Here is a 21,309-nt window from a genome sequence, read left to right as displayed (position 1 = left end):
CAAGAGAATGAAGGTGATCGCGTTCAATGGCAGCCCGAGGCGGGCTCAGAACACCGCGACCCTGTTGACCACGGCGTTGGAGGGCGCGGCGTCGGTGGGGGCCGAGACGGAACTGATCCACCTCTACGACATCCAGTTCAAGGGCTGCTCCAGTTGCTTCGCCTGCAAGATCAGGAACGGCCGCAAGTATGGCACCTGCGGAATCAAAGACGAGCTGGCTCCCCATTTGAACAAAATCGCCGAAGCGGATGCGATCCTGTTGGGCTCCCCGATCTACTTCGCGTCGGTGAGCGGGGAAATGAAGTCCTTTCTCGAACGGCTGATGTTTCCCTATCTGGTCTACGACAAGACCTATTCGTCTCTGTTCCCCAGAAAGATCAGGACCGGCTTCATCTATACGATGAACGTCACCGAGACCCAGATGGGCGAGTACGGCTACCTGCCCCATCTCGACAACAACGAACGGTTCCTGGCCCGAATATTCGGCGAGTCGGAGCGGCTATGCAGCTTCGATACCTACCAGACCGATTATTCGAAGATCGTCGCCGATGGGTTCGATGCGGAAAAGAAGGCGGCACGGCGGCGCGACGTCTTCCCCCAAGATTGCGAGAACGCTTTCCAGATGGGCGTGCGGCTGGCCCAGCCGACCGCTTCGGCGGCATGACGCTCTGAACCGGCCACCGACGTCTCCCCTTGAGCCGGAGCGGCCAAGGGGAGATGATCCGGGCTCATGAGCAGCAGAAACGATCCCGGCCGGATTATCGCCGTTCTCGGCCCGACCAACACCGGCAAGACCCATTTCGCGCTCGAGCGGATGCTGGGCCATGCCAGCGGGATGATCGGCTTTCCGCTGCGCCTGCTGGCCCGCGAAATCTATGACCGCATCGTCCGGCTGCGCGGGGCCGGGTCGGTCGCGTTGATCACCGGCGAAGAGCGGATCGTCCCGGCGCATCCGCGCTGGTACGTCTGCACCGTCGAGGCGATGCCGCTCGACCGCCGCGTTGCCTTTCTGGCGATCGACGAAATCCAACTTTGCGCCGATCCCGAACGCGGCCACGTCTTCACCGACCGCCTGCTCCACGCGCGGGGCGAGGCCGAGACCGCCTTTCTGGGGGCCGACACGATCCGCCCCCTGCTGCGCCGCCTTGTCCCCGAGGTCGAGTTCGTCGCCCGCCCCCGCCTGTCCAACCTGACCCACAGCGGCCCGCGCAAGCTGGACCGACTGCCGCCGCGCTCGGTGGTGGTGGCGTTCTCGGCCTCGGAGGTCTATGCCCTGGCCGAAAGCGTCCGCCGGGCACGGGGCGGCGTCGCGGTGGTGCTGGGTGCGCTCAGTCCCCGCACCCGCAACGCCCAGGTCGGGCTGTATCAGGCGGGCGAGGTTGATTACATCGTCGCCACCGATGCGATCGGGATGGGGCTAAACCTTGATGTCGATCATGTCGCCTTTGCCAGCCTGACCAAGTTCGACGGCCGTGCCCCCCGCCCGCTGGCCCCCGCCGAGATCGCTCAGATCGCCGGACGGGCCGGGCGTCACATGAACGATGGCAGCTTTGGCACCACCGCTGATTCTCCGCCACTTGATCCCGATCTGGCCCTGGCGGTCGAGAACCACCGCTTCGAGCCGTTAAAGGCGCTGTCGTGGCGCAATGCCGATCTGCGCTTTGCCTCGGTGCCTGCCTTGCTCGCCAGCCTGGACCGTGCCCCCGACCGCGCCGGGCTGATCCGGGCGCGCACCGCCGACGATCATCTGGCGTTGGCCGCGCTGGCCGCCAATCCCGCGATCGCCCAGTTAGCGGTCTCGCCGCAGCGGGTCCGCCTGCTGTGGGAGGTATGCCAGATCCCCGATTTCCGCAAGGTGATGGACGAATCCCATCCCCGCCTGCTCGGGCGGATTTTCACCCACCTCGCCGGAGCGTCCGAACGGCTGCCGACCGACTGGCTGGCCGAAAATATCGCCCGGCTTGACCGCACCGACGGCGAAATTGACACCATCGTCGCCCGTATCGCCGCGATCCGCACCTGGACCTTTGTCACCCACCGCGCCCATTGGGTTGACGATCCCGGCCATTGGCAGGGACTGACGCGCGGGATCGAGGACCGGCTGTCCGACGCGCTGCACGAGCGGCTGACCCATCGCTTCGTCGATCGCCGCACTGCCGTGCTGATGCGCCGCCTGCGTCAGCCCGAAGCGATGACGGCCGAGATCACCGGGCCGGGCGAGGTGCGGGTCGAGGGGCATTATGTCGGCCAACTGGTCGGCTTTGCCTTCGTCCCCGACCAGACCGAGGGAGCCGGAGCGGCTAAAACGGTCGCCGCCGCCGCCCAGCGAGCGTTGAAGACCGAGATCGTCGCCCGGCTTGACCGCCTGCTGGCCGACACGGACGCGGCGTTCACGCTGGAAGCCGACGGGATCGCCTGGAACGGAGCGCTGGTGGCACGGCTGGAGGCCGGGGCCGATCCGGTGCGGCCGCTGGCCAATCCGCTGGTGTCGGACCTGATCGAACCGGCAGCACGCGAGCGGCTGCGCCGTCGCCTCACCGAAACCGCCCAGGCGCTGGTCGCCCACGCCCTGGCCCCGCTCATCGCCGCCCGCGAGGCTCCGCTGGATGGCGCGGCGCGGGGTCTGGTCTTTCAGCTTGCCGAGGGTCTGGGCTCGCTCGTCTCGGCCACGGCACGGGAGCAGATCGCCGCCCTGGACGAAAGCGGCCGCAAGGCGCTGGCCCGTCTCGGCATCCGCCTCGGGCGGGAAAGCGTGTTCATGCCGGCCCTGCTGACGCCCAAGGCGCAGCGGGTCCGCGCCCTGTTGTGGGGGATCGGGCAGGAACGGACGCCGCCCGCCCCGCCGGGGCGGCGGATCGCCCTTGCCTGCGACCCCACCCTGCCCGCCGCGTTCTATGAGGCCGTCGGCTATCCGGTGCGGGGCGGCATCGCCGTCCGTGCCGACAGCCTGGAACGCTTTGCCGCCGAAGCGCGGCGGTTGGGCCGTGACGGTCCCTTCGCCCCGGACACGCCGTCCCTGCCCGATCTGCGGCTGGCGCTGGACCTGAGGCTGCGTCTGCTGGCCGGACTGGGCTTTGAGCCGGTCCCCGCCGAGGACGGCACGATTCGGCTGCGCCCCATGCGGCGGAAGTCGGCCCCGGCCCGGCGACCGCCCCGGCCTGCCCCGGACTCGCCCTTCGCGGTACTGCGGCAGCGGAAGCGATGACCGGCACTTTGCCCCCAGGAGGAACCCCGCGATGCCTTGCCTCCACCGGATTGTCTTTGTCCTGATCCTTGGCTGGAGTCTGGCCGCCGGGGCGGCGGAGCCGACCCTGACCGTCGCCGACGGCACCAGCGAGCGGGTTTACCGCCTGGGCGCGCTGCTCGCCGATCCCGCAACGATCGATGTCACCCTCTCCCCCGACCCGGTCTATCACCGGACGATGACCTATCGGGCGATCCCGGCGGCCCGGCTGCTGAAGGACGCACGACCAGGGGCCGATGACCATGTTCAGCTCCGCGCCACCGATGGGTTTTCGGTCAGCATTCCCGCCCGTCTGCTGACCCAAAGCGGGGCTGGCGGTGCCGAGGCCTTCCTGGCGCTCGAGCCGCCCGAGGCTCCCTGGCCGATCCTGCCGGGAGCCGCCCAGACCGCCAGCGCCGGGCCATTCTATCTGGTGTGGCGTCAGGCCGGGAGCGACCGGATCAGCAGCGAATATTGGTCCTATCGCATCGCCGCGCTGGGAATCGTCGCCAGCCCGGCCTCGCGCTGGCCACAATTGGCGGTGGCGGCGACGGTCGCGGCAAACGACCCGATCCGGCGCGGCCTGGACCGCTTTGTCGAAATCTGCATCGCCTGCCATCGCTTCAACGGCGCAGGCGAGTCCGAGATCGGCCCCGATCTGGGACAGCCGCTGAACCCGGTGCAGTATTTCCAGCCCGCCGCGCTGCGCCAATTGTTGCGCGATCCGGCCAAGGTGCGGTCCTGGCCCGAACGCAGGATGCCCGCCTTCTCCCCAGCCGATCTTCCCGACAGCGACATTGATGCGATTATCGCCTGGCTGAGCTATCAGGCCGGGCGGCGTTAGAGTTTATCAGACTTTAGCGTCTGGCGCCGTCACCCCCGGGCTTGACCCGGGGGTCGATGCGGTTGGACAAAAAGTCATTGGAAACAGTGGATTAGGAGATTCCATGGAGATGGCCGGGTCAAGCCCGGCCATGACGGGTCGGGTATTTCCCTTAACCCGGACAAACTCTAGCACCCATTGTCCGGGTCAGCCCCCCACAGCCACGCCGCGCCGCGCACCCCGCTGGAATCGCCATGTTGGGGCGGCACCAGCCGGGTCGCGACACTATCGGAGAACACCCATTGCCCCCACAGGGCCGGAATGGCGCTGTAGAGCGACCCGATCTGCGACAGGCCGCCGCCCAACACGATCACATCGGGATCGAGCAGGGTGACGATCTGGGCCAGGGCGCGAGCGAGACGGTGGTGATAGCGCCGCAGTGAGGGAGCCTCGGGCATGGTGGCGATGGTAGCAGCATCAAGGCCCCGTCCGTCGTCACGGGCCAGCGCCGGGCCAGACAGAAAGGTTTCGATACAGCCGCTGCGGCCGCAATAGCAAAGGGGACCGGGGCGCTCGTCTCCCTCGGGCCAGGGCAGCGGGATATGCCCCCACTCCCCGGCAATGGCATTCGGGCCGGACAACAGCGCGCCATCGACAACGATGCCGCCGCCGACCCCGGTGCCGAGAATGACGCCGAACACCACGCGGGCTCCGGCCCCGGCGCCATCGCGGGCTTCGGACAGGGCAAAGCAATCGGCATCGTTGGCCAGCCGCACCGGCCGCCCCAGCATTTCAGCCAGATCGCGCCCGAGCGGATGGCCGATCAGCCAGGTCGAGTTGGCGTTCTTGACCAGCCCGGTCGCCGGACTGATCGCCCCCGGCATCCCGATCCCGACCGTCCCGGTCTGCCCCATCTCCTGCTCGACCGAGGCGACGAGATCACGGATGGTGGCCAGGGTCGCGGCGTAATCCTTGCCGCTGGGCACCCGCCGCCGCACTATGATCCGCCCCGCCGCATCCAGCGCAATCGCTTCGGTTTTGGTGCCGCCCAGATCAATCCCGATCCGCATCCGATCCTCGTCTTTTCCACGCCTTGACCGGCCCACGCCGATCCGGTGAGCATAGCCTGAAATCACGGTGGGTCAGAGCGGCGAACGCCCCCGGCAACGAAACCCGATTGAAGAAAGGGACAGGGTTGGCGTAAGACTGCCCCCCCGCGTTCCGACCGTCCCCTGCCCCGCCGCGCCCCTTCCGGCCGCGTCGATCCGAGCGCGCCCCCGAACCCCTTGCCCCCCGAACCACAAGCAGAGCCTCTGACGTGAATATTGTTCTTGGCACCACGACCTCCGGCGCACCGGCCTTCATGTCGATTGAAGAGCTGCTGTCGACCCGTCTGCTGGTCCAGGGCAATTCCGGCTCGGGCAAGTCGCACCTGCTGCGCCGCCTGATCGAGCAGAGCGCCCAGGCGGTCCAGCAGGTCGTCGTCGATCCCGAGGGCGATTTCGCCAGTCTGGCCCAGGTGTTCAACCACATCGTCATCGACGCCGCGTCCCAGAGCGAGAACGGGATGCGCCAGATCGCCCGCCGCACCCGGCAATCGCGCGTTTCGGTGGTGGTGACGCTCGAACATCTCGATACCGAGCGGCAGATGCGCTATGCCGGGGCGTTCCTCAACGCCCTGTTCGACATCGACCGCCAGTTCTGGACCCCGGCTTTGGTGGTGGTTGACGAGGCGCAATTGTTCGCACCGGCGGTGGCGGGCGAGGTCTCGGACGAATCGCGCAAGACCTCGCTGGAAGCGATGACCAACCTGATGTGCCGAGGCCGCAAACGCGGTCTGGCCGGGATCATCGCCACCCAGCGTCTGGCCAAGCTGGCCAAGAACGTTGCCGCCGAGGCCAGCAACTTCCTGATGGGCCGAACCTTCCTCGATATCGACATGCAGCGCGCCGCCGATCTGTTGGGGATCGACCGCCGTCAGGCCGAGATGTTCCGCGATCTGGAATGCGGCCGTTTCGTCGGCCTCGGCCCCGCTTTGTCACGCCGCCCGATTTCGATCAGCATCGGCGAGGTCCGCACCCACAGCAACGCCAGTGGAGCCAAGCTTCTGCCATTGCCCGAACGCTCGCAGGAAGAAGCGCGGGGGCTGCTGTTCCAGGCCAACGCGCCGCAGATTCCCCGCTACACCCCGGAAAAGACGATGGGAACCGAGGCGCTGCTGGCCTCGATGGCCGAGCGGCCCCAGCCCACCCCTATCGCCGAAGACGGCGAGGACGAAGCCGCCGAGGCTTTGCCCGAGACGGAGACGGAAACCGAAACCGAGGCCGCATCCCAGCCTGAGACGGACAGCGACGCGCTCCCGCCGCCGCCGTCTCCCCGCCCGGTGGCGGCGGCCCCCCCGCCCAGCCCCTCTGAGACCGGAGCCAAGGACGGGATCGAAGCGGTGCTGGAGGCCCTGTTCAGCGAACCCGGCGCGACCGGACGCTCGGTCGCCAAATTGTATGACGAGTTCCTCGCCCGCTGCCGCAAGCGCCGTCTGTCCGGCCGGGTGCTCGACATCGTGCATTTCCGGCGGCGGCTGGTGCTGGCCCAGGCCGGGATCACCCCGGCGGTCGCCGAATTGCCGGGCTGGCCCCAGGCGGTGGCGATTGCCAACCGTCTCGACGAGGCGTTCCAGGGATTGTTCCTTCACCTCGCCAGCGCGGCGATCCAGGATTTGCCCTGCCCGACCGATCAGATGATCGCCCAGGCCTGCGGCACCCACTCGCCGCGCCGCGCCCTCGGGCTGCTGGCGCGGATGCAGGCGCTGGGCATCGTCGAAATCTATGAGGAACTGAACGGCCAGCGGGTCGTCGTCCTCACCGAGCTGCAATGGCGGACCGCGCCGGGCGATACCACCGAGGCGATGCCCTGGATCACCTGACCAGGATCATCTGAAGATCGCAGACATTGGTCAGGGTCGGCCCGGTTTTCAGCAGATCGCCGGTGGCGTCAAAAAAGCGATAGGAATCGTTGGCACGCAAGGCAGCCTCGACCGACAGACCGGCGGCCTGGGCACGGTCCAGGACCTCGGTCGCGGCAAAGGCTCCGGCGGCATCGGTGGGACCGTCGCCGCCATCGGTCGCCGCCGACAGCAGAACAATGCCCTCGCCCCGACGCGGATCGCGCCCCATCTCGGCCAGAAACGCCAGCGCCAGTTCCTGATTGCGGCCACCCAGACCGGGTCCGGTCACCGTCACCGTGGTCTCGCCCCCGGCCACCAGACAAACCGGCGGGGCGGCCAGCAGATCATGGTCGCGAACGTCGCGGGCAATCGCATAGAGAGCCTTGGCCACCTCGCGCGCTTCGCCGGTCAGGGTACTGGTCAGCGGCAGCGGGCGATAGCCCCGTGCTTGGGCTTCGGCGCAGGCGGCATTGAGCGCGGCGCGGTTGGTGCCGATCAGGCAATTGGTGGCACGCGCCAGCACCGGATCACCCGGCTTCACCGTCTCGGGCAGCCGCCCCGCCGCCCCCTGCTCCAGCCGGAGCCGCACCGCCTCAGGCACCCGCTCGCGCAGCCGATAGGCATCAAGGATCGCCAGAGCCTCGGCAAAGGTGGTGGGATCGGGCGCGGTCAGGCCCGAGGCGATGACGTCGAGCCGGTCGCCGACGACATCGGACAGGATCAGGGTCAATGAGCGGGCCGGAGCCAGCAAGCGCAGCAGCCCGCCGCCTTTCAGCGCCGACAGATGCTTCCGGACACAATTGATCTCGCCGATCGCCGCCCCCGAGGCAAGCAGAGCGGCGGTCACCGCCTGCTTGTCGGCCAGACTCGGCGCTCCGTCCCCCGTTTCGGCCGGGGCGCACAGCAGGGCCGAGCCACCGCCCGAAATCAGGATCAGCACCAAGGTGCGGGCGCACGCGGCCTCTGCCAGGGCGGCAATCCGCCGCGCGGCGTTAACGCCATTGTCATCGGGAGTCGGGTGCCCGGCCTCAACCAGTTCGATCCGTTCCAGCGGCTCGCCATGGCCGTATTTAGTCACCACCAGCCCGCCGCTGATGCGGTCGCCCAGCACCTGTTCGACGGCGCGGGCCATCCGGGCCGCCGCCTTGCCCGCCCCCAGCACCATAACGCGGTCGTAGCGGTCCAGATCTTCGTCGTGGCAAAGTCCCTCGAACGAGGCGACCAGACGGTTCCCCTCCAGCCGAAGGTGGTCGACGATCATCTTATAGGGATCGACCCGCCCCAGCGCGGCCTGAAAGATCGCGGCCAGATCGGCGCGGGCCGGATCGCCACTCACGGCGCGCTCGATCCGGTCTCATAGCGGCATTGCTCGGGCGGACACGGCCGCTCCATCCACAACACGCTGTCCTGGTCAAAGCGGCGGCGATAGGCCTCGACCGCATCGGCCAAGGCGGGCAGCCCGGCGCGGTCGGTCATCACGATCACGTATTTGCAGCCCTCGCGCACCACCGCGCCGCCGCTGATCCAGCCGCCCTGGCAATCCATCACGGTAAAGCCCGGGGTTTGCCGCGCCAGCACATCGTTCAGGAACGCGTTCCAATTCCCGGCGGACACCTCGTCGCCCCGCGCCGTCGCCAGGCCGAATACCAGTTCGACAACAACCGGCTCGGTCTCGGGCCGGGGGGCACAGCCCGCCAGAACGGCCAGCACCACAGCCAACACCACCCGTTTCATCGCCGCACTCCTTTCGTCGTCCGGAGCCGATGATAGCACCGCAGGCCCCGGATGCTAACCGACGGCAGAAACCGCGTCCAACGGCGGGAAAGCGGCGCTTAACACCCGATTGCGGCCCGACGACTTGGCGGCATAAAGCGCATTGTCAGCCCGGCAGATCGCCTCGGACAGAGTTTCGTCCGGCCCGATTTCGGCAACGCCGATGCTGGCCGACAGCATCGCCCGGATGTCTCCGTCACCGACGGAAAGGGCGGCAATCGCGCTGCCTAACCGTTCCGAAATCTCCATCGCGGTTCCAAGCGCGGTATCGGGAAAACAGACGACGAATTCCTCGCCGCCCCACCGCGCGACCAGATCGCCGGTGCGGACCTCACGCGTCAGACAATCGGCAACCTGACGGAGCGCCTGATCGCCGACGCCATGGCCCAGCGTGTCGTTGATCCGCTTGAAGAAATCGAGATCGAGAATGGCCAGAGACAACGCCCCCATGCGGCGGCGACTGCGGGCCAGTTCGGATTCGGCCAGCGCGTAAAAGCTGGTCCGGTTCATCAATCCGGTCAGAGCGTCGGTCAGGGCCAGCCGCTGAAAATAGGTCCGCTCGGCCCTGAGCGCGGGAATTGCGGTTCCGGCATAGACGATCGCGCCGATCGCCAGCATCGCGCACTGATAATCAAAGGCCTCGGCCCCCACCCCGAACAGCATCCCCCGGACGACAAACAGAAACTCCGACCAAGACACCAAAATCGCGATCGAGATCGGGGACAGCCGATGCGCCGCCCACAACAGCGGGATCAGTTGCAGATAAGCCACCAGCGATTCCGGGATATACCCGGCGGACCGGTAAACCAGATAGGACGAGACGCAGAAGAAAAGCGTCGTCAGCCCCATCCACTGGACGGCCTCGATCTGAAACGCATTTTGAAACCCGCGCCGATCGATGATGTAGAGGAAGGGCAGTGTCAGCGTACTGACCGCGATCAGATCGCCGATCCACCAACCGGGAGCCAGGCCAAGCGCCTGCGGCACGGTAACATCGGTAAAGGCGGCAAGATTGAGCGTACCGGCGATCGCCACCACCCCACAGAACAGCGGCGCGGTGAGAAAAGCGACTTCGACATGATCGACCTTGGCCCGGGCGGGTCTCCCCCGCCTCAACACCCAGGCGAAGCCGCCATAAGCGAGAACATGGATCGCGCCATAGACCAACCCCAGGGCGATCAGGCCGGGATCGACCGAATTCCCCAGCCACAGACCGCTCACAAAAGCGGGAGAGCCAGCGCCCACCCAGACCATCGGAATTGCCGCGCGGCCAAAAGCAAGAAACAGGGCGACGTCGAGAGCAGACGGGGGGAACCACAGGCTGGCATGGCGGTCATAGCCCAGAATCTGCGACAGAGCCCACAGCCCAAGCCACGCCAGGACGGCAAGGCAAAAATGCCCGCCGTGTTGTTGCAGCCACCGCTCCACCCCTGGGATCGGCAACCTTTGTGCGATGCCCTTGTTCGCGTCCACCCCACGCCCCGGACCGCTAATACGATAGAATAAGACCTCTACCCCTCTTGGTTCTCTATCACCGAAAGCTTCAAATGTGAAGATTGCATTTCGCGCCTAAGGCGATTGCCCTATAAGCCAGAGCGGAATCAATAGGCCGTCGCGAAATCCGGCATTCCAGCAATCGCTTTCCGGAGGCAGGCGGTAAGGGTTCAGCGCCGCCATCGTCGCGGTCAAGGATGCGAAAACCGGATCGATCTGGTCGCGGCCGACCGCCCAGCCTTCCGCATAGATGCGGCCGAACAGGGAGGAACCGATCAGGTTGACCGGCAGGCTTTCCCCCGATTGCTGTGGCGGCAAGGCGCGTTGTGCCCCCGGCGACGGGGCGGACAGCGCGGAAGGAACCGTTTCCCGCGCAATTGTCCGATCCAGCCAGACACCCCGTTCCGGGGTGATCGGCGGACGTTCCGGCCCGAAGATTCGCAAATTCTCTTCATCGATCGGCGAGAGGAATTTGCAGTGAATCCCGTCTGGGTCCTTGGCGACGACGGCGCAATCATAGGTCTGGTTCTGCGCGATCAAGCCGATCAGACCGCCTGGGTCGGGGTTCTTCGATCCGATCATCGCCAGATGCGTCCCGCCTTGGCCGAAATTGCGGATGATGCACAGCGCGTTGACACCGTTCCGGTTCGTCATGATTCCCTTTTGCTGGGACTCATAGCGTTTGTAGCGGCGGTTTTCCTGAAAGGAGAGTCTCGCCATCCCGACCACCTTTCCTCAGAAGCACCCGCCTTCCGGATCATCGGGCGGGACCGGTTTCACCACCACCATAACGATCGCGATCAAAGACGCTGAGAGCCGGATAGTACCCATTTCGCTGGTGCGGGGCGGCCACCCCGCCGGGGGCGCGTCCGTCCCCTGGCACCGCCGGTACGACGAGATCGAAATCGAGGTGCGGACCTGACGCCGGGACGCAAAGACGGTCAGCAGATGCGGGGCAATTGCTCGCCCGCCAGCCAATCGACGATGCGCCCGCCGCCGAACGCGGTCCGCATCTGGACAAAGTGCTGATCGTCCTCCCCGATGGTTCCGATCAGCGCCGCCTCCCGCCCCAGCGGATGCGCCCGCATCGCCGCCAGCACAGCCTCGGCCCCGGCCGGATCGACCACCGCGATCAGCTTGCCCTCGTTGGCGACGGTCAAGGGGTCGATCCCCAGCAACTCGCACGCCGCCGCGACCTGCGGCTTGACCGGGATCGCCGCTTCCTCGATCACGATTCCGACCCCGGATTGATCGGCGATCTCGTTCAAGGTCGCGGCCAGCCCCCCCCGGGTCGGATCGCGCATCAGCCGCAGATGCGGCCCGGCGGCGGCGACCATCGCCGCGATCAGACCGTGCAGGGCGGCGGAATCCGACAGAATTGCCGTCTCGAACTCCAGATTCTCGCGAGACGACAAGATCGCGATGCCGTGATCGCCGATCGAGCCAGACAGGATCACCCGGTCGCCGGGGCGGGCGCGGTCGCCCGACAGGACCAAGCCGGGCGGCACCAGTCCGAGTCCGGCGGTCGAGATGAACACTCCGTCGGCCTTGCCGCGCTCGACCACCTTGGTATCGCCGGTAACGACCGGCACCCCGGCGGCGCGCGACGCTGCCCCCATGCTGTCGGCGATCCGGGCCAGATCGGCCAGGGGAAAGCCTTCCTCGATGATGACGCTGACCGAGAGATAGAGTGGCACCGCCCCCGACAACGCGACATCGTTGATGGTGCCGTGGATCGCCAGCGAGCCGATATCGCCGCCCGGAAAAAACAGCGGCGAGACGACATAGCCGTCGGTTGACATCGCCAGCCGCCCCGGGCCGGGCAGCGGCATCACCGCCTGATCGTTGCCCTGGGCCAGGAAATCGTTGGCGAGCGCGGGCTTGAAGATCGCCTCGATCAATTGGGCCATCGCCCGCCCGCCCGCGCCGTGGGTCATTTCGACCCGGCCGGACAGGTCAAGCCGGGGCTTGGCGTCGCGCGGGCTCATGCCGACACCCGTTCGGCGGCGGGACGGCGGAAGCGGCCATAGCTCCATTGCGCGGCACACGCCCCCTCGGACGAGACCATGCAGGCTCCGACCGGGCTGTCCGGGGTGCAGATGGTGCCGAACAGCTTGCATTGCTCGGGCCGTTTCGCCCCGCGCAGGATCGTTCCGCAGGCGCAGCCGGGATGGTCGGGGGCGGGGACGGTGTCGACCTCGAAGCGGGTCTCGGCATCGAAGCGGGCAAAGGCGGGACGCAGCCGCAGACCGCTATCGGGCAGCGCCCCCAGCCCGCGCCATTCAAACGACGGACGCGGCTCGAACATCGTGGCGACCAGGGCCTGGGCCTTGCGGTTGCCGGTGGGGGTGACGGCGCGAATGTACTGGGTCTCGATTTCGTGGCGGCCCTGATTGATCTGGCGCACCAGCATCAGCACCGCCTGAAGCACATCGAGCGGCTCGAACCCGGCGATCGCCACCGGCTTGGAAAACTCGGTCGCGCAAAAGCGATAGGCGTCCGAGCCGATCACCGTCGAGACGTGGGCCGGGCCGATGAAGCCATCTATGGCGACCCCGTCGCGGACCGCCTCGGGTCCGGTGACAATCGCCCGGATCGCGGCGGGGGTCAGGACGTGGTTGCAAAAGACCGAGAAGTTGGTCAGTCCGTTCTGCTCAGCCTCGCGGATCGCGATCGCCGTCGGCGGCGTCGTCGTTTCGAACCCGATCGCAAAGAACACCACCTCGCGCTCTGGCTCGCGCGCGGCAATCGCGACCGCGTCGAGGGTCGAATAGACCATCCGGATATCGGCTCCGGCAGCCTTCGCCTTCAGCAGGCTGTCGCGGTGCGAGCCGGGCACCCGCATCAGATCGCCATAGGTGCAGAGCGTGAGTCCAGGCCGGGTCGCCAGCCGGATCGCGGCATCGATCCGCCCTACCGGCAGGACGCAGACCGGACAGCCGGGGCCGTGGATCAGGCGGACCGGCGGCGGCAGCAAATCTTCCAGCCCATAGCGGGCGATGGCGTGAGTATGCCCGCCGCAAAATTCCATCAGGCGATAGGATCGGGCCGGATCGGCCTCGGCCCGGATCGCGGCGGCCAGCCCCTGGGCCAAGGCCCCGTCGCGATATTCCTCGACATGCTTCATCGTGCCGCCTCCGTCGTCCCCTGCCCCATCTCGGCGATCAGCGCCAGGGTCCGCCGCGCCTCGGCCTCGTCGATCCGGGCCAAGGCGTGGCCGACATGAACGACGACGTAATCGCCGACCGCCACCTCGTCGAGCAGCCCGACCGAGATCGTCTTGACGATGCCGTCGAGACTGACCCGCGCCATCTCGTCGGGGAGCAGTTCGATCACTTCGGCGGGAATGGCGAGACACATCGTCGAAACTCCAGAGATCCCGGCGAACCGGTCGTGTAAAGGTTCGCCGGGATCAAGCCGCCATTGCGGCGGCGGCCAAGGGCGCGGATGCGCCCGCCCGGCGAGGGGCAAAAGGTGGGCCAAGTCTTTGGCCCACCGATATTACACGGCCCGCGCCATCGCGGCTTGGCCCAGCGACAGACCGCCATCGTTGGTGGGCACCGCGCGCGCCAGCAGCGGCCGCACCCCCTGGCGCTCCAGCGCGACACTCAGCCCCTCGGCCAGCACCCGGTTCATCAGACACCCACCGCCCAGCGCGACCCGCTCCATCCCCAGACGGGCGGCGGCGGCGGTGATCCAGGCGGCCAGCCCGGCGATCAGGGTGCCGTGAAACAGTTCTGCCCCGGCGCGGCGATCGATCCCCGGTACGGCCAGCGCCGCCAGCAACGGGGTGAAATCCAGCACATCGTCCGCCAGGACATAGCCGCCGGGAAGCGGTTGCGGCTCCCTCACCAGCGCTTCCAGTTCCATCGCCGCCTGCCCCTCATGTCCCTGGTGGGTCCGAAGCCCCAGCAGAGCGGCGGCGGCATCGAATAGGCGGCCCAGGCTGGTGGTGGTCGGGGCCGAGGCGACCCGCGCCGCCAGCGCCGCCGCCAACGGGATGTCGGCAAAGCGCGCCGCCGCGCTCTCGGCCTGTCCGATCGCGGCGAGCGCCGCCACCCCCATCCGCCAGGGTTCGCGGGCGGCGCGGTCGCCCCCCGGCAGCGCCAGCGGGCGGAGATGACCGATTCGCCGCCAAGAGGCACCTTCGACGATCATCAATTCGCCGCCCCAATTGCCGCCATCGTCGCCCAGCCCGTGACCGTCGAGCGCAACGCCCAGCACCGGGCCGCTCTGGCGATGCTCGGCGGCAATCGCGGCGAGATGAGCGGCATGATGCTGCACGCGCATCAGGGGACGGTCAAGACTCTCGGCATAGCGGGTCGAGGCGTAATCGGAATGCAAATCGCAGGCGACGATCTCGGGCGAAACGTCCAAAATCCGGGTCAGGTGGGCGATTGTCTCGCGGTAGAATCGCAGAGTCTCTGCGGTGTCGAGATCGCCGATATGCTGCGAGACAAAGGCTTCGCGGCCCCGGGTCAGCGTCACCGTTGCCTTCAGATGCGCCCCGACCCCCAGCACGCACGGCCCGTCTTCGCCCAGATCAATCGGATCGGGAACAAAACCCCGCGCCCGGCGCAGGAACACCGGCCCACCCGCCGCGCCCCCCATTACCGAATCGTCGGCCCGGATCAGGATCGGGCGGTCGTGGGTGACGATCAGATCGGCGATCCCGGCGAGCCGCTGCCGTGCCTCCTCGTCCTCAACCACCAGCGGCTCGCCGCCGGGATTGGCGCTGGTGGCGATCAGCGCGAACGGCTGGGCCTGATCCCGCCAGTCCCGCCCCTCGGGCCGTCCGGCCAGATCGTGAAAGATCAGATGATGCAGCGGGGCATAGGGGAGCAGGAAGCCGCCCCGTGTCAGCGACGGCGCGACCGAGGGAGCCAGGGTGCCGGGCTGCACCCGCATCAACACGATCGGCCGCGACGGTGCCGCAATCAGGGTCCGCTCGGCCGCCTCTGGGATCGCGAAGCGGTCGAGCGAGGCCGGATTGGCGACCATCACCGCGAACGGCTTGGACTCGCGGCCCTTGCGGTGGCGCAGAGCGGCGACACTGGCCTCGTTGCTGGCGTCGCACATCAGGTGAAAACCGCCGATCCCCTTCACCGCGACAATCTGTCCCGCCCGCAACGCCGCCCCGATCGCGGCGATGGGGAATAAGGGCTCCGATGAGCCTTCGGGCTCATCGGGATAAAGACTTAATCTCGGCCCGCAGATTGGACAGGCCAGCGGTTCGGCATGAAAGCGGCGGTCGCGGGGGTCACGGTACGCCTGCTCGCACTCCGGGCACAGGGCGAACCCAGCCATTGCGGTGTTGGGGCGGTCATAGGGGACGGCGCGGGTGATGGTGAAGCGCGGCCCGCATTGAGTGCAGGTGACGAAGGGATAGAGATAGAACCGGCTGGCCGGATCGAACAGATCGTCCAGGCAGGACTCGCAGAGGGCGGCATCGGCGGGGATCGCGGTGGCGACCGCGCCGCCGTCGCGGCTGGCGGCGATGACAAAGCCGCCGCTACCCTGGGGCGGAAGCGGGCGGCGCTCCACCGCATCGATCCGGGCCAGCGGCGGGGCCTCGGCGGCAAGCGCCGCGGCGAAGGCATCAATCGCCCGGCCTTCGACCTCGATCGCCACCCCCTCGGCATCGTTGCAGACGAAGCCGACCAGCCCCAGCCGCTCGGCCAGACCGAACACGAAGGGGCGCATCCCGACTCCCTGAACCCGCCCGCGCAGCCGGATTGCTTCCCGCCTCACCGTCGCGTCGCGTCGGGTCACGCTGGCGCGGCGGCCTTCGCCGTGGCCCGAGCCATCGCTACGCCAGCCCCGATCCAATCGAGAAAGGCCCCCAATCCTTCGCCGGTACGGGCCGAAACCTGGAGTATCTTCAGCCGGGGATTGACCCTGAGCGCGTTGGCGACACAGGCGGCGACGTCGAACTCAAGATGGGGCAACAGATCGGACTTGTTCAGCAGCATCAGATCGGCGGCGGCGAACATATCGGGATATTTCAGCGGCTTGTCCTCGCCCTCGGTCACCGACAGCACCACCACCTTGTACGCCTCGCCCAGATCGAACGCCGCCGGGCAGACCAGATTGCCGACATTTTCGATGAACAGCACCCCGCCCGCCGCCAGCGGCAGATCGTCCAAGGCATGGCCAACCATGTGGGCGTCAAGATGGCAGCCCTTGCCGGTATTGATCTGGATCGCGGCAACCCCGGTGGCGCGGATGCGGGCGGCATCGTTCGAGGTCTGCTGATCGCCCTCGATCACCGCCAGCGGGAATTTATCAGCCAGATCGGTGATGGTGCGGACCAACAGGCTGGTTTTGCCCGAACCGGGGCTGGACACCAGATTAAGCGCGAACACCCCGAGTTCCGCCAGCCGGACCCGGTTGGCCGCCGCGAGGGCATCGTTCTTGGACAAGATATCGCGCTCGATCCGGACGATCCGCTCCTGGCTGAGGCCCGGCACATGCACCCCCGCCGGACCGGAGCCGTAATCGTGGGGATGGGTATGGTCATGAGCATGATCATGGTCGTGGATATGCTCATGAGCGTGATCGTGGGTATGGTCGTGATCGTGGCTATGGCTATGACCGTGCCCATGCTCATGCGGGTGGGAATGGGAATGCGTGTGGTCATGGGTGTGGGCATGGCCCGCTTTGTTCGTGCCGGTCTCGACCGACGCCTCGCCGCAGCCACAAACGGTGCACATCATCCCACCTCCACTTCCTTGACTCGCATTTCGTCACCGGCGGTCATCTGAACATGATGCCGCCCGCATTCGGGACAGGCGCCGAACCGTTCCGCCAGCGCGACACTCTTACCGCAATCGAGGCACCAGCCCGCCCCCGCGACCGAGACGATTTCCAGCCGTGCCCCCGCGGCAACGCTGTCGCGGCTGACCGCCTCGAAGCAAAAGTGCAGCGCCTCGGGCGAGACGTGGCCTAAGGTGCCGATCTCGACCACCACCGTCTTGACCCGCGTGACCCCGTTGGCGCGGGCCGCGTCCTCGACCAGATCAATCACGCTTTCGGCCAGGGCCATCTCATGCATGGCTCACCTCGATCTCGCAGGCAACGCAAGGGTCGAAAAGAGCGGCCAGCCGGGCGATGCTGCGCTCGACCGGAACGCTGGTCAGCGGATGCAACCGGGTCAACGCGGCGGCAAACGGACCGGCGGGGGCAAAGGTCCATTCGGTCGGCGCCAGGATCAGATAACGGGCCAGCCCGCCCTTGCCATCCAGGCTGACCAGATGATGCAGCCGTCCGCGCGGGCTTTCGACGGCGGCAAAGCCGATCCCGGGGGCAACCGGCTCCGACCGCAGCCAGGGAGCCTCGGCCCCCTCCTCCCCGGCCAACAGCCGCGCCGCCTGAGCGATCTCGGCATAGCGGGCAGCGAGCGGTGAGCGGATCGGGCGTCCGGCCAGAACCGAGCGGGCGACCGGGCCGGTCTGCACCCGCCGTCCGGGCAGAGCGGGCCGCGCCACGAACGCATCGCCCCCCTGATGCAGTGCGGCGATCACCGCCTGATCGTCGGCAGGGCCCAGCGGATCGACCGAATCTTCCTCGGACACGATGATCTCGGCGGCGCGGGCAACAATGCGGGCCGCCCAGCTTTGCGGCGGCGGCATTGCGGCCACGCCCAACCGCTCCAACCCCGCCGCGATCGCCCCCCCTCATCTCCGCCTGCGTCTCCGGCCAGACAGGCGGCTCCGGCGGCGAGGACCTGACGCAGCGCCCGGCTTTCTTCCGGATCGGGCGTCACCACGTCGGCAAAGCCGATCGCGGTCGCGCGCAGCAATTCGACCAGCCGTTCGGCGGCAGACGGCGCGTCGCGACAGCAGGCAGGGCCGGATCGATCCCCGCCCCGCCGCGATCAGCGCTGACCGTGACGCCAGCGATTGCGACACCGCGCACAAGGCATGGAGACGGCCGACCAGATCGGGAATCTGATCGGGCGAATGGCGAGCGAACACGGCCCCCAGCCCTTGCGGGCGCTCGCAGGCGATGCTGGCGGAAACGATGGCTCCGTCAGCCAGGGTGGCGGCGATACGGACACAACCGGGGAAAAACGGCGCGGTCACGATGGAGCGGCCCCCCGCCCGAACAGAAGGTCACGGCGATTGCGCGGCGTGGCCAGGGCTGCGGCGGGAGCCGACGGCACCGGCGCGAACAGCGCATCGACCGCCGCCGCCGCGGTCATCCTCGTCACCGCCGGATCGTCGAACGAGGCCATCGGCGAGAACAGCGACAGCGAATCCAGCCGCCCGAATCCCTCGACGTCACCAACAACGAACTCAAGCGACCCAACCGGCAGATCAAGGCCATGGGACTCGCCCGATCCGGCCAAGGGCAAGGGCGGGCCGTCGGCGATTTCGGCCAGTACCAGATTCATGAACCACGGGGTCACCAGGGCGCCCAACGCCCAGCCCCGATAGGGACGAAAGCCGACCGTCTGGACCTCTAGACGCGGATTGTGGATCGGCAAGCCCCGCATCGCCCGCGTATCGATCGCGCGATAGAGCGTGCCCAGCCGCTCGGCCACCTCCCGCACCGGATCGGTCATGTGAAATAGGTCCGCTCGATCTCGGCCACCCGAAGGGCGGAATCGCGGATATCCTCGTCAGTGGCCGCCGCCGCCGCCGGGACGTCGCCGACCTCCAGCGTATCGAGCATCACCGCGCCGTTGGGATCGAGATATTGCACCGACCAGACATGGCGGGTCGCGGTCGAGACCACCCGGCAGCGGGCATAGCCGCGCGACAAAATCTGCACCGGGCCGGTACCCAGCCGCTCTTGCAGAAAGGTCATGTCCTCCTGCGGGACCGGCAGATGCGAAATCGTGACGACCCGGTTGGGCTGACCCGACCGCCAGGATTCGAGATGGGCCCGCAATTCGGCGATCAGCACGGCGGCGGTGGCCAGCCCCTTGGGCGGCGCTTCCAGCCGGATATCGGGGCGGGTCAGCATCAAAGCGGCGCCCCGCACCGTTTCCGGGATCGCCGCGACATCCAGACTGTCGGCGACGATCCGCCCATCGGCGGCGACGATCCGCACCCGCCACAACCCGGCCATCACAGATTCCTCGACCTGGACGACCAGTCCGTCGGGCAAGGTAACGATGGCCGAGACCTCGCCCTCGCCCAACACGTCGGCGATCAGGGTCAGTTCCAATTCGTCCAGCCCGGCCAGATCGAAACGATGATCGGCCTCCCCCGCCCCCCGCGCCGCGAGCGCCTCGGCCAAACGGGGCAGCAGAGCGGCAACGCGAGGGCACCGCGCCACCGCCTCTTCGGCTCCGGCCCCGGACAGAAACGCCAGGGATGGGGCGCGTTCATCCGCCCGTTCGTCCAACCGATCCAGCACCATCAATGTTTTCTCCAGGATCGTTTTTGGGGAGTCTTAAACCGTCTCGGGACGCAGGAAGTCGGGCAGTTGCGGCTCGCGGTCGATCAGATCGGCGAACAGATGATCGAACGGCCGCCCCTCGGCGGCGGCGGCGACTCCGTCCAGGGCGTCGTCGATCAGCCGCGCCTCGTCGTCGTCGAGCACCCGCACGGCGGAGCCGAGATGGACCAGCAGCGCCGTGCCGGGCGGTTGCGGCCCGACCAGCATCAGCGAAACCCGCTCGGATGCCCCCCGGCGGTCACATTCGGCAAAAAAGTCATCGCCGCTCACCACCCGCATCGGCAGCCCGATACACATTCCCGTTACTCCCCGGCGCGGCGTTCGAAGCTGATCGAATCGATATCGTGGGATAGCAGCCCCACGCCCTCGTCCCCCTCTGGACGCGGGGTGGCGACGATGCCCCATTCGGCCAGAATCTGTACCGCCGCCTCCAGCGCAGGTTCCAGCGCCGCCCGCACCGGAGACGTCAACGGCCCACCCCAATCTTCAAGATCGAGCGGCTGGCAGCCGACCAGGGCCAGATGGCGCGGGTACGAGCCGAGCAGATCGGCTGCGCTCAACACCTCCTGAAACCCGGTCTGGTGCAGGCTCATCTTTTTCGCGCCGGTGAATTTCGGCACCTCGTCATCGCGGACGATTTTGACCGTGCCGGGCTCAAGCCCGTAATCGATCGCGTCGAACACCAGAAGCTGGTCGGCCTCGCGGACGAACTGGACGAGGTACAGCCCCTGAGTCCCACCATCGAGCACGGTGACAGACGGGGGCAGGAGATAGCGGCGGTGAAATTCCTCCACCGCCCGCACCCCGAACCCTTCGTCAGCCCACAAGATATTGCCGATGCCAAGAACCAGAATCCTGGCATCGGCCGTCTGAATCGTCGTCTCCACCGCTTTAGTTCCGGAAATCGTCGCGGAACACGCGCTCGCCCGAGACGATCGACGAGATCGTGCTCTGACGCGACAAGATGTCTTCGCGCACGGCTGCATAGACGTGAATGATCGCAAAGATCACGATCGACCACATCCCGAGATGGTGCCAGGTGTGGACGTCCTGGGCGTTGGGCCAGATGCTGAACATCCAGCCGAACAACGCGAACTGCCAGCTATCGTTGCCCGCCCCTTGCGAATACAGCGCAAAGCCCGAGCAGATCATGAAGATCAGCACGACAACGAAACTCGACATCGCGGCATGGCCTAACGGATTGTGCCCGATATACTTTTTCGGGTCCTTGACCAGGAACAGATACCATTTCAGCTCATAGACCAGCCCCCACCGCCACAGCTTGTTCCACACCGGCGGAACGAAAATCTGTTTGGAATAGCGGTTGCCGACAAAGGCCCAATACAGCCGGAACAAAAACCCGATCGCGAGAATGTATCCGGCGGAGAAGTGAGCGAAACGGATATAGCCCATCAGATAATAGGCGCTGGCCTCGCCCGGCACCGACGGCGGCGGCGAGCCGATCAGATATCCGGTGATGCCCAGAACGGTGATCGCCAGTGCGTTGATCCAGTGCCACAGCCGAACCGCCGTCTCATAGACATAGACGGTTTGGCGGCTGACGGCGCGCTCGCCCTGGCTGTCGATCGCCCCCTGGAGTTTGGTGAGTTCCGGCATGGCCTTTCCCCTTCCGACTTGGGTTCA

The 21,309-nt window shown here is 67.2% G+C and carries 21 protein-coding genes; 4 read left to right on the top strand and 17 right to left on the bottom strand.

What is annotated here, in order from left to right; translation table 11 throughout:
* Nucleotides 1–7: 7 nt before the first annotated feature.
* From K678_RS03015 to K678_RS03005, 3 genes are all read left to right on the top strand, one after another.
* Nucleotides 8–664: a flavodoxin family protein gene (locus tag K678_RS03015; protein ID WP_021130985.1), complete on the top strand. Its 657-nt coding sequence runs from the start codon at nt 8–10 to the stop codon at nt 662–664.
* A gap of 66 nt (nt 665–730) precedes the next feature.
* The gene (locus K678_RS03010; RefSeq protein ID WP_021130984.1) at nt 731–3,205 is read left to right on the top strand and encodes a helicase-related protein; all 2,475 of its coding nucleotides are present in this window, start codon (nt 731–733) and stop codon (nt 3,203–3,205) included.
* 31 nt (nt 3,206–3,236) lie between these two features.
* Nucleotides 3,237–4,067, top strand: coding sequence for a c-type cytochrome (locus tag K678_RS03005; protein WP_021130983.1), 831 nt, complete (start codon nt 3,237–3,239; stop codon nt 4,065–4,067).
* Nucleotides 4,068–4,234: 167 nt separating this feature from the next.
* On the opposite strand, the gene K678_RS03000 is transcribed toward K678_RS03005, so the two are convergent.
* A complete protein-coding gene (locus K678_RS03000; RefSeq protein ID WP_021130982.1) occupies nt 4,235–5,116 on the bottom strand; it encodes an ROK family protein in 882 nt (293 codons plus the stop codon).
* Nucleotides 5,117–5,364: 248 nt separating this feature from the next.
* Here K678_RS03000 and K678_RS02995 point away from each other — a divergent pair, with 248 nt between their 5' ends.
* Nucleotides 5,365–6,969: a helicase HerA domain-containing protein gene (locus K678_RS02995; protein WP_021130981.1), complete on the top strand. Its 1,605-nt coding sequence runs from the start codon at nt 5,365–5,367 to the stop codon at nt 6,967–6,969.
* On the opposite strand, the gene K678_RS02990 is transcribed toward K678_RS02995, so the two are convergent.
* The 16 genes from K678_RS02990 to cybH form a co-directional block, all read right to left on the bottom strand.
* Complete coding sequence (locus K678_RS02990) at nt 6,962–8,326, bottom strand: glycerate kinase type-2 family protein (RefSeq protein WP_021130980.1); 1,365 nt, start codon at nt 8,324–8,326, stop codon at nt 6,962–6,964. The two genes, K678_RS02995 and K678_RS02990, sit on opposite strands and share 8 nt — an antisense overlap.
* Nucleotides 8,323–8,724, bottom strand: coding sequence for a DUF3574 domain-containing protein (locus K678_RS02985; protein WP_021130979.1), 402 nt, complete (start codon nt 8,722–8,724; stop codon nt 8,323–8,325). Before K678_RS02985 ends, K678_RS02990 begins: the two co-directional genes overlap by 4 nt.
* 54 nt (nt 8,725–8,778) lie before the next feature.
* Nucleotides 8,779–10,191, bottom strand: coding sequence for a sensor domain-containing diguanylate cyclase (locus K678_RS02980; RefSeq protein WP_021130978.1), 1,413 nt, complete (start codon nt 10,189–10,191; stop codon nt 8,779–8,781).
* 141 nt (nt 10,192–10,332) lie between these two features.
* Nucleotides 10,333–10,977: a hypothetical protein gene (locus K678_RS02975; protein ID WP_021130977.1), complete on the bottom strand. Its 645-nt coding sequence runs from the start codon at nt 10,975–10,977 to the stop codon at nt 10,333–10,335.
* A 221-nt stretch (nt 10,978–11,198) separates the two neighbouring features.
* Nucleotides 11,199–12,245 (bottom strand): hydrogenase expression/formation protein HypE, encoded by a 1,047-nt coding sequence (hypE, locus tag K678_RS02970; protein WP_021130976.1) that lies wholly within the window; start codon nt 12,243–12,245, stop codon nt 11,199–11,201.
* Nucleotides 12,242–13,384 carry a hydrogenase formation protein HypD gene (hypD, locus tag K678_RS02965; protein WP_021130975.1) on the bottom strand — a complete coding sequence of 381 codons (1,143 nt, stop codon included), beginning with the start codon at nt 13,382–13,384 and terminating at the stop codon, nt 12,242–12,244. The genes hypE and hypD overlap by 4 nt, the downstream gene beginning before the upstream one ends.
* Nucleotides 13,381–13,617, bottom strand: coding sequence for a HypC/HybG/HupF family hydrogenase formation chaperone (locus K678_RS02960; protein WP_021130974.1), 237 nt, complete (start codon nt 13,615–13,617; stop codon nt 13,381–13,383). The genes hypD and K678_RS02960 overlap by 4 nt, the downstream gene beginning before the upstream one ends.
* Before the next feature lie 141 nt (nt 13,618–13,758).
* On the bottom strand, nt 13,759–16,029 hold the full coding sequence (hypF, locus tag K678_RS02955; protein WP_051185822.1) for a carbamoyltransferase HypF: 2,271 nt from the start codon (nt 16,027–16,029) through the stop codon (nt 13,759–13,761).
* The gene (gene hypB / locus K678_RS02950; RefSeq protein ID WP_039851911.1) at nt 16,026–16,970 is read right to left on the bottom strand and encodes a hydrogenase nickel incorporation protein HypB; all 945 of its coding nucleotides are present in this window, start codon (nt 16,968–16,970) and stop codon (nt 16,026–16,028) included. Before hypB ends, hypF begins: the two co-directional genes overlap by 4 nt.
* Nucleotides 16,970–17,311 (bottom strand): hydrogenase maturation nickel metallochaperone HypA, encoded by a 342-nt coding sequence (gene hypA / locus K678_RS02945; RefSeq protein ID WP_021130971.1) that lies wholly within the window; start codon nt 17,309–17,311, stop codon nt 16,970–16,972. Before hypA ends, hypB begins: the two co-directional genes overlap by 1 nt.
* Complete coding sequence (locus K678_RS02940; RefSeq protein WP_021130970.1) at nt 17,304–17,888, bottom strand: nickel-dependent hydrogenase large subunit; 585 nt, start codon at nt 17,886–17,888, stop codon at nt 17,304–17,306. Before K678_RS02940 ends, hypA begins: the two co-directional genes overlap by 8 nt.
* A 449-nt stretch (nt 17,889–18,337) precedes the next feature.
* Complete coding sequence (gene hybE, locus K678_RS02935; RefSeq protein ID WP_021130969.1) at nt 18,338–18,823, bottom strand: [NiFe]-hydrogenase assembly chaperone HybE; 486 nt, start codon at nt 18,821–18,823, stop codon at nt 18,338–18,340.
* Entirely contained in the window at nt 18,820–19,626 is an 807-nt protein-coding gene (locus K678_RS02930) for a hydrogenase expression/formation protein (RefSeq protein WP_021130968.1), read from the bottom strand. The genes hybE and K678_RS02930 overlap by 4 nt, the downstream gene beginning before the upstream one ends.
* A 33-nt stretch (nt 19,627–19,659) precedes the next feature.
* Nucleotides 19,660–19,962 carry a HypC/HybG/HupF family hydrogenase formation chaperone gene (gene hypC / locus K678_RS02925; protein WP_021130967.1) on the bottom strand — a complete coding sequence of 101 codons (303 nt, stop codon included), beginning with the start codon at nt 19,960–19,962 and terminating at the stop codon, nt 19,660–19,662.
* Between the two features lie 5 nt (nt 19,963–19,967).
* Nucleotides 19,968–20,552 carry a HyaD/HybD family hydrogenase maturation endopeptidase gene (locus tag K678_RS02920; RefSeq protein ID WP_021130966.1) on the bottom strand — a complete coding sequence of 195 codons (585 nt, stop codon included), beginning with the start codon at nt 20,550–20,552 and terminating at the stop codon, nt 19,968–19,970.
* Nucleotides 20,553–20,556: 4 nt separating this feature from the next.
* Nucleotides 20,557–21,282, bottom strand: coding sequence for a Ni/Fe-hydrogenase, b-type cytochrome subunit (cybH, locus tag K678_RS02915; RefSeq protein WP_021130965.1), 726 nt, complete (start codon nt 21,280–21,282; stop codon nt 20,557–20,559).
* Nucleotides 21,283–21,309: the final 27 nt, after the last annotated feature.

It is taken from the genome of Magnetospirillum fulvum MGU-K5 (assembly GCF_000442515.1).
In the GTDB taxonomy this organism is placed as follows: domain Bacteria; phylum Pseudomonadota; class Alphaproteobacteria; order Rhodospirillales; family Magnetospirillaceae; genus Phaeospirillum; species Phaeospirillum fulvum_B.
This window is presented reverse-complemented; position numbering and strand designations above follow the sequence as displayed.

Excerpts from the sequence above, each read along its gene's own strand:
- hypE (WP_021130976.1), bottom strand. The coding sequence starts at position 12,245 with ATGAGCCCGCGCGACGCCAAGCCCCGGCTTGACCTGTCCGGCCGGGTC.
- hypC (WP_021130967.1), bottom strand. The coding sequence starts at position 19,962 with ATGTGTATCGGGCTGCCGATGCGGGTGGTGAGCGGCGATGACTTTTTT.
- K678_RS03010 (WP_021130984.1), top strand. The coding sequence starts at position 731 with ATGAGCAGCAGAAACGATCCCGGCCGGATTATCGCCGTTCTCGGCCCG.
- cybH (WP_021130965.1), bottom strand. The coding sequence starts at position 21,282 with ATGCCGGAACTCACCAAACTCCAGGGGGCGATCGACAGCCAGGGCGAG.
- hypD (WP_021130975.1), bottom strand. The coding sequence starts at position 13,384 with ATGAAGCATGTCGAGGAATATCGCGACGGGGCCTTGGCCCAGGGGCTG.
- K678_RS02960 (WP_021130974.1), bottom strand. The coding sequence starts at position 13,617 with ATGTGTCTCGCCATTCCCGCCGAAGTGATCGAACTGCTCCCCGACGAG.
- K678_RS03000 (WP_021130982.1), bottom strand. The coding sequence starts at position 5,116 with ATGCGGATCGGGATTGATCTGGGCGGCACCAAAACCGAAGCGATTGCG.
- hypB (WP_039851911.1), bottom strand. The coding sequence starts at position 16,970 with ATGTGCACCGTTTGTGGCTGCGGCGAGGCGTCGGTCGAGACCGGCACG.
- K678_RS02940 (WP_021130970.1), bottom strand. The coding sequence starts at position 17,888 with ATGCCGCCGCCGCAAAGCTGGGCGGCCCGCATTGTTGCCCGCGCCGCC.
- K678_RS02975 (WP_021130977.1), bottom strand. The coding sequence starts at position 10,977 with ATGGCGAGACTCTCCTTTCAGGAAAACCGCCGCTACAAACGCTATGAG.
- hybE (WP_021130969.1), bottom strand. The coding sequence starts at position 18,823 with ATGACCGATCCGGTGCGGGAGGTGGCCGAGCGGCTGGGCACGCTCTAT.
- K678_RS03005 (WP_021130983.1), top strand. The coding sequence starts at position 3,237 with ATGCCTTGCCTCCACCGGATTGTCTTTGTCCTGATCCTTGGCTGGAGT.
- K678_RS02930 (WP_021130968.1), bottom strand. The coding sequence starts at position 19,626 with ATGGTGCTGGATCGGTTGGACGAACGGGCGGATGAACGCGCCCCATCC.
- hypA (WP_021130971.1), bottom strand. The coding sequence starts at position 17,311 with ATGCATGAGATGGCCCTGGCCGAAAGCGTGATTGATCTGGTCGAGGAC.
- K678_RS03015 (WP_021130985.1), top strand. The coding sequence starts at position 8 with ATGAAGGTGATCGCGTTCAATGGCAGCCCGAGGCGGGCTCAGAACACC.
- K678_RS02985 (WP_021130979.1), bottom strand. The coding sequence starts at position 8,724 with ATGAAACGGGTGGTGTTGGCTGTGGTGCTGGCCGTTCTGGCGGGCTGT.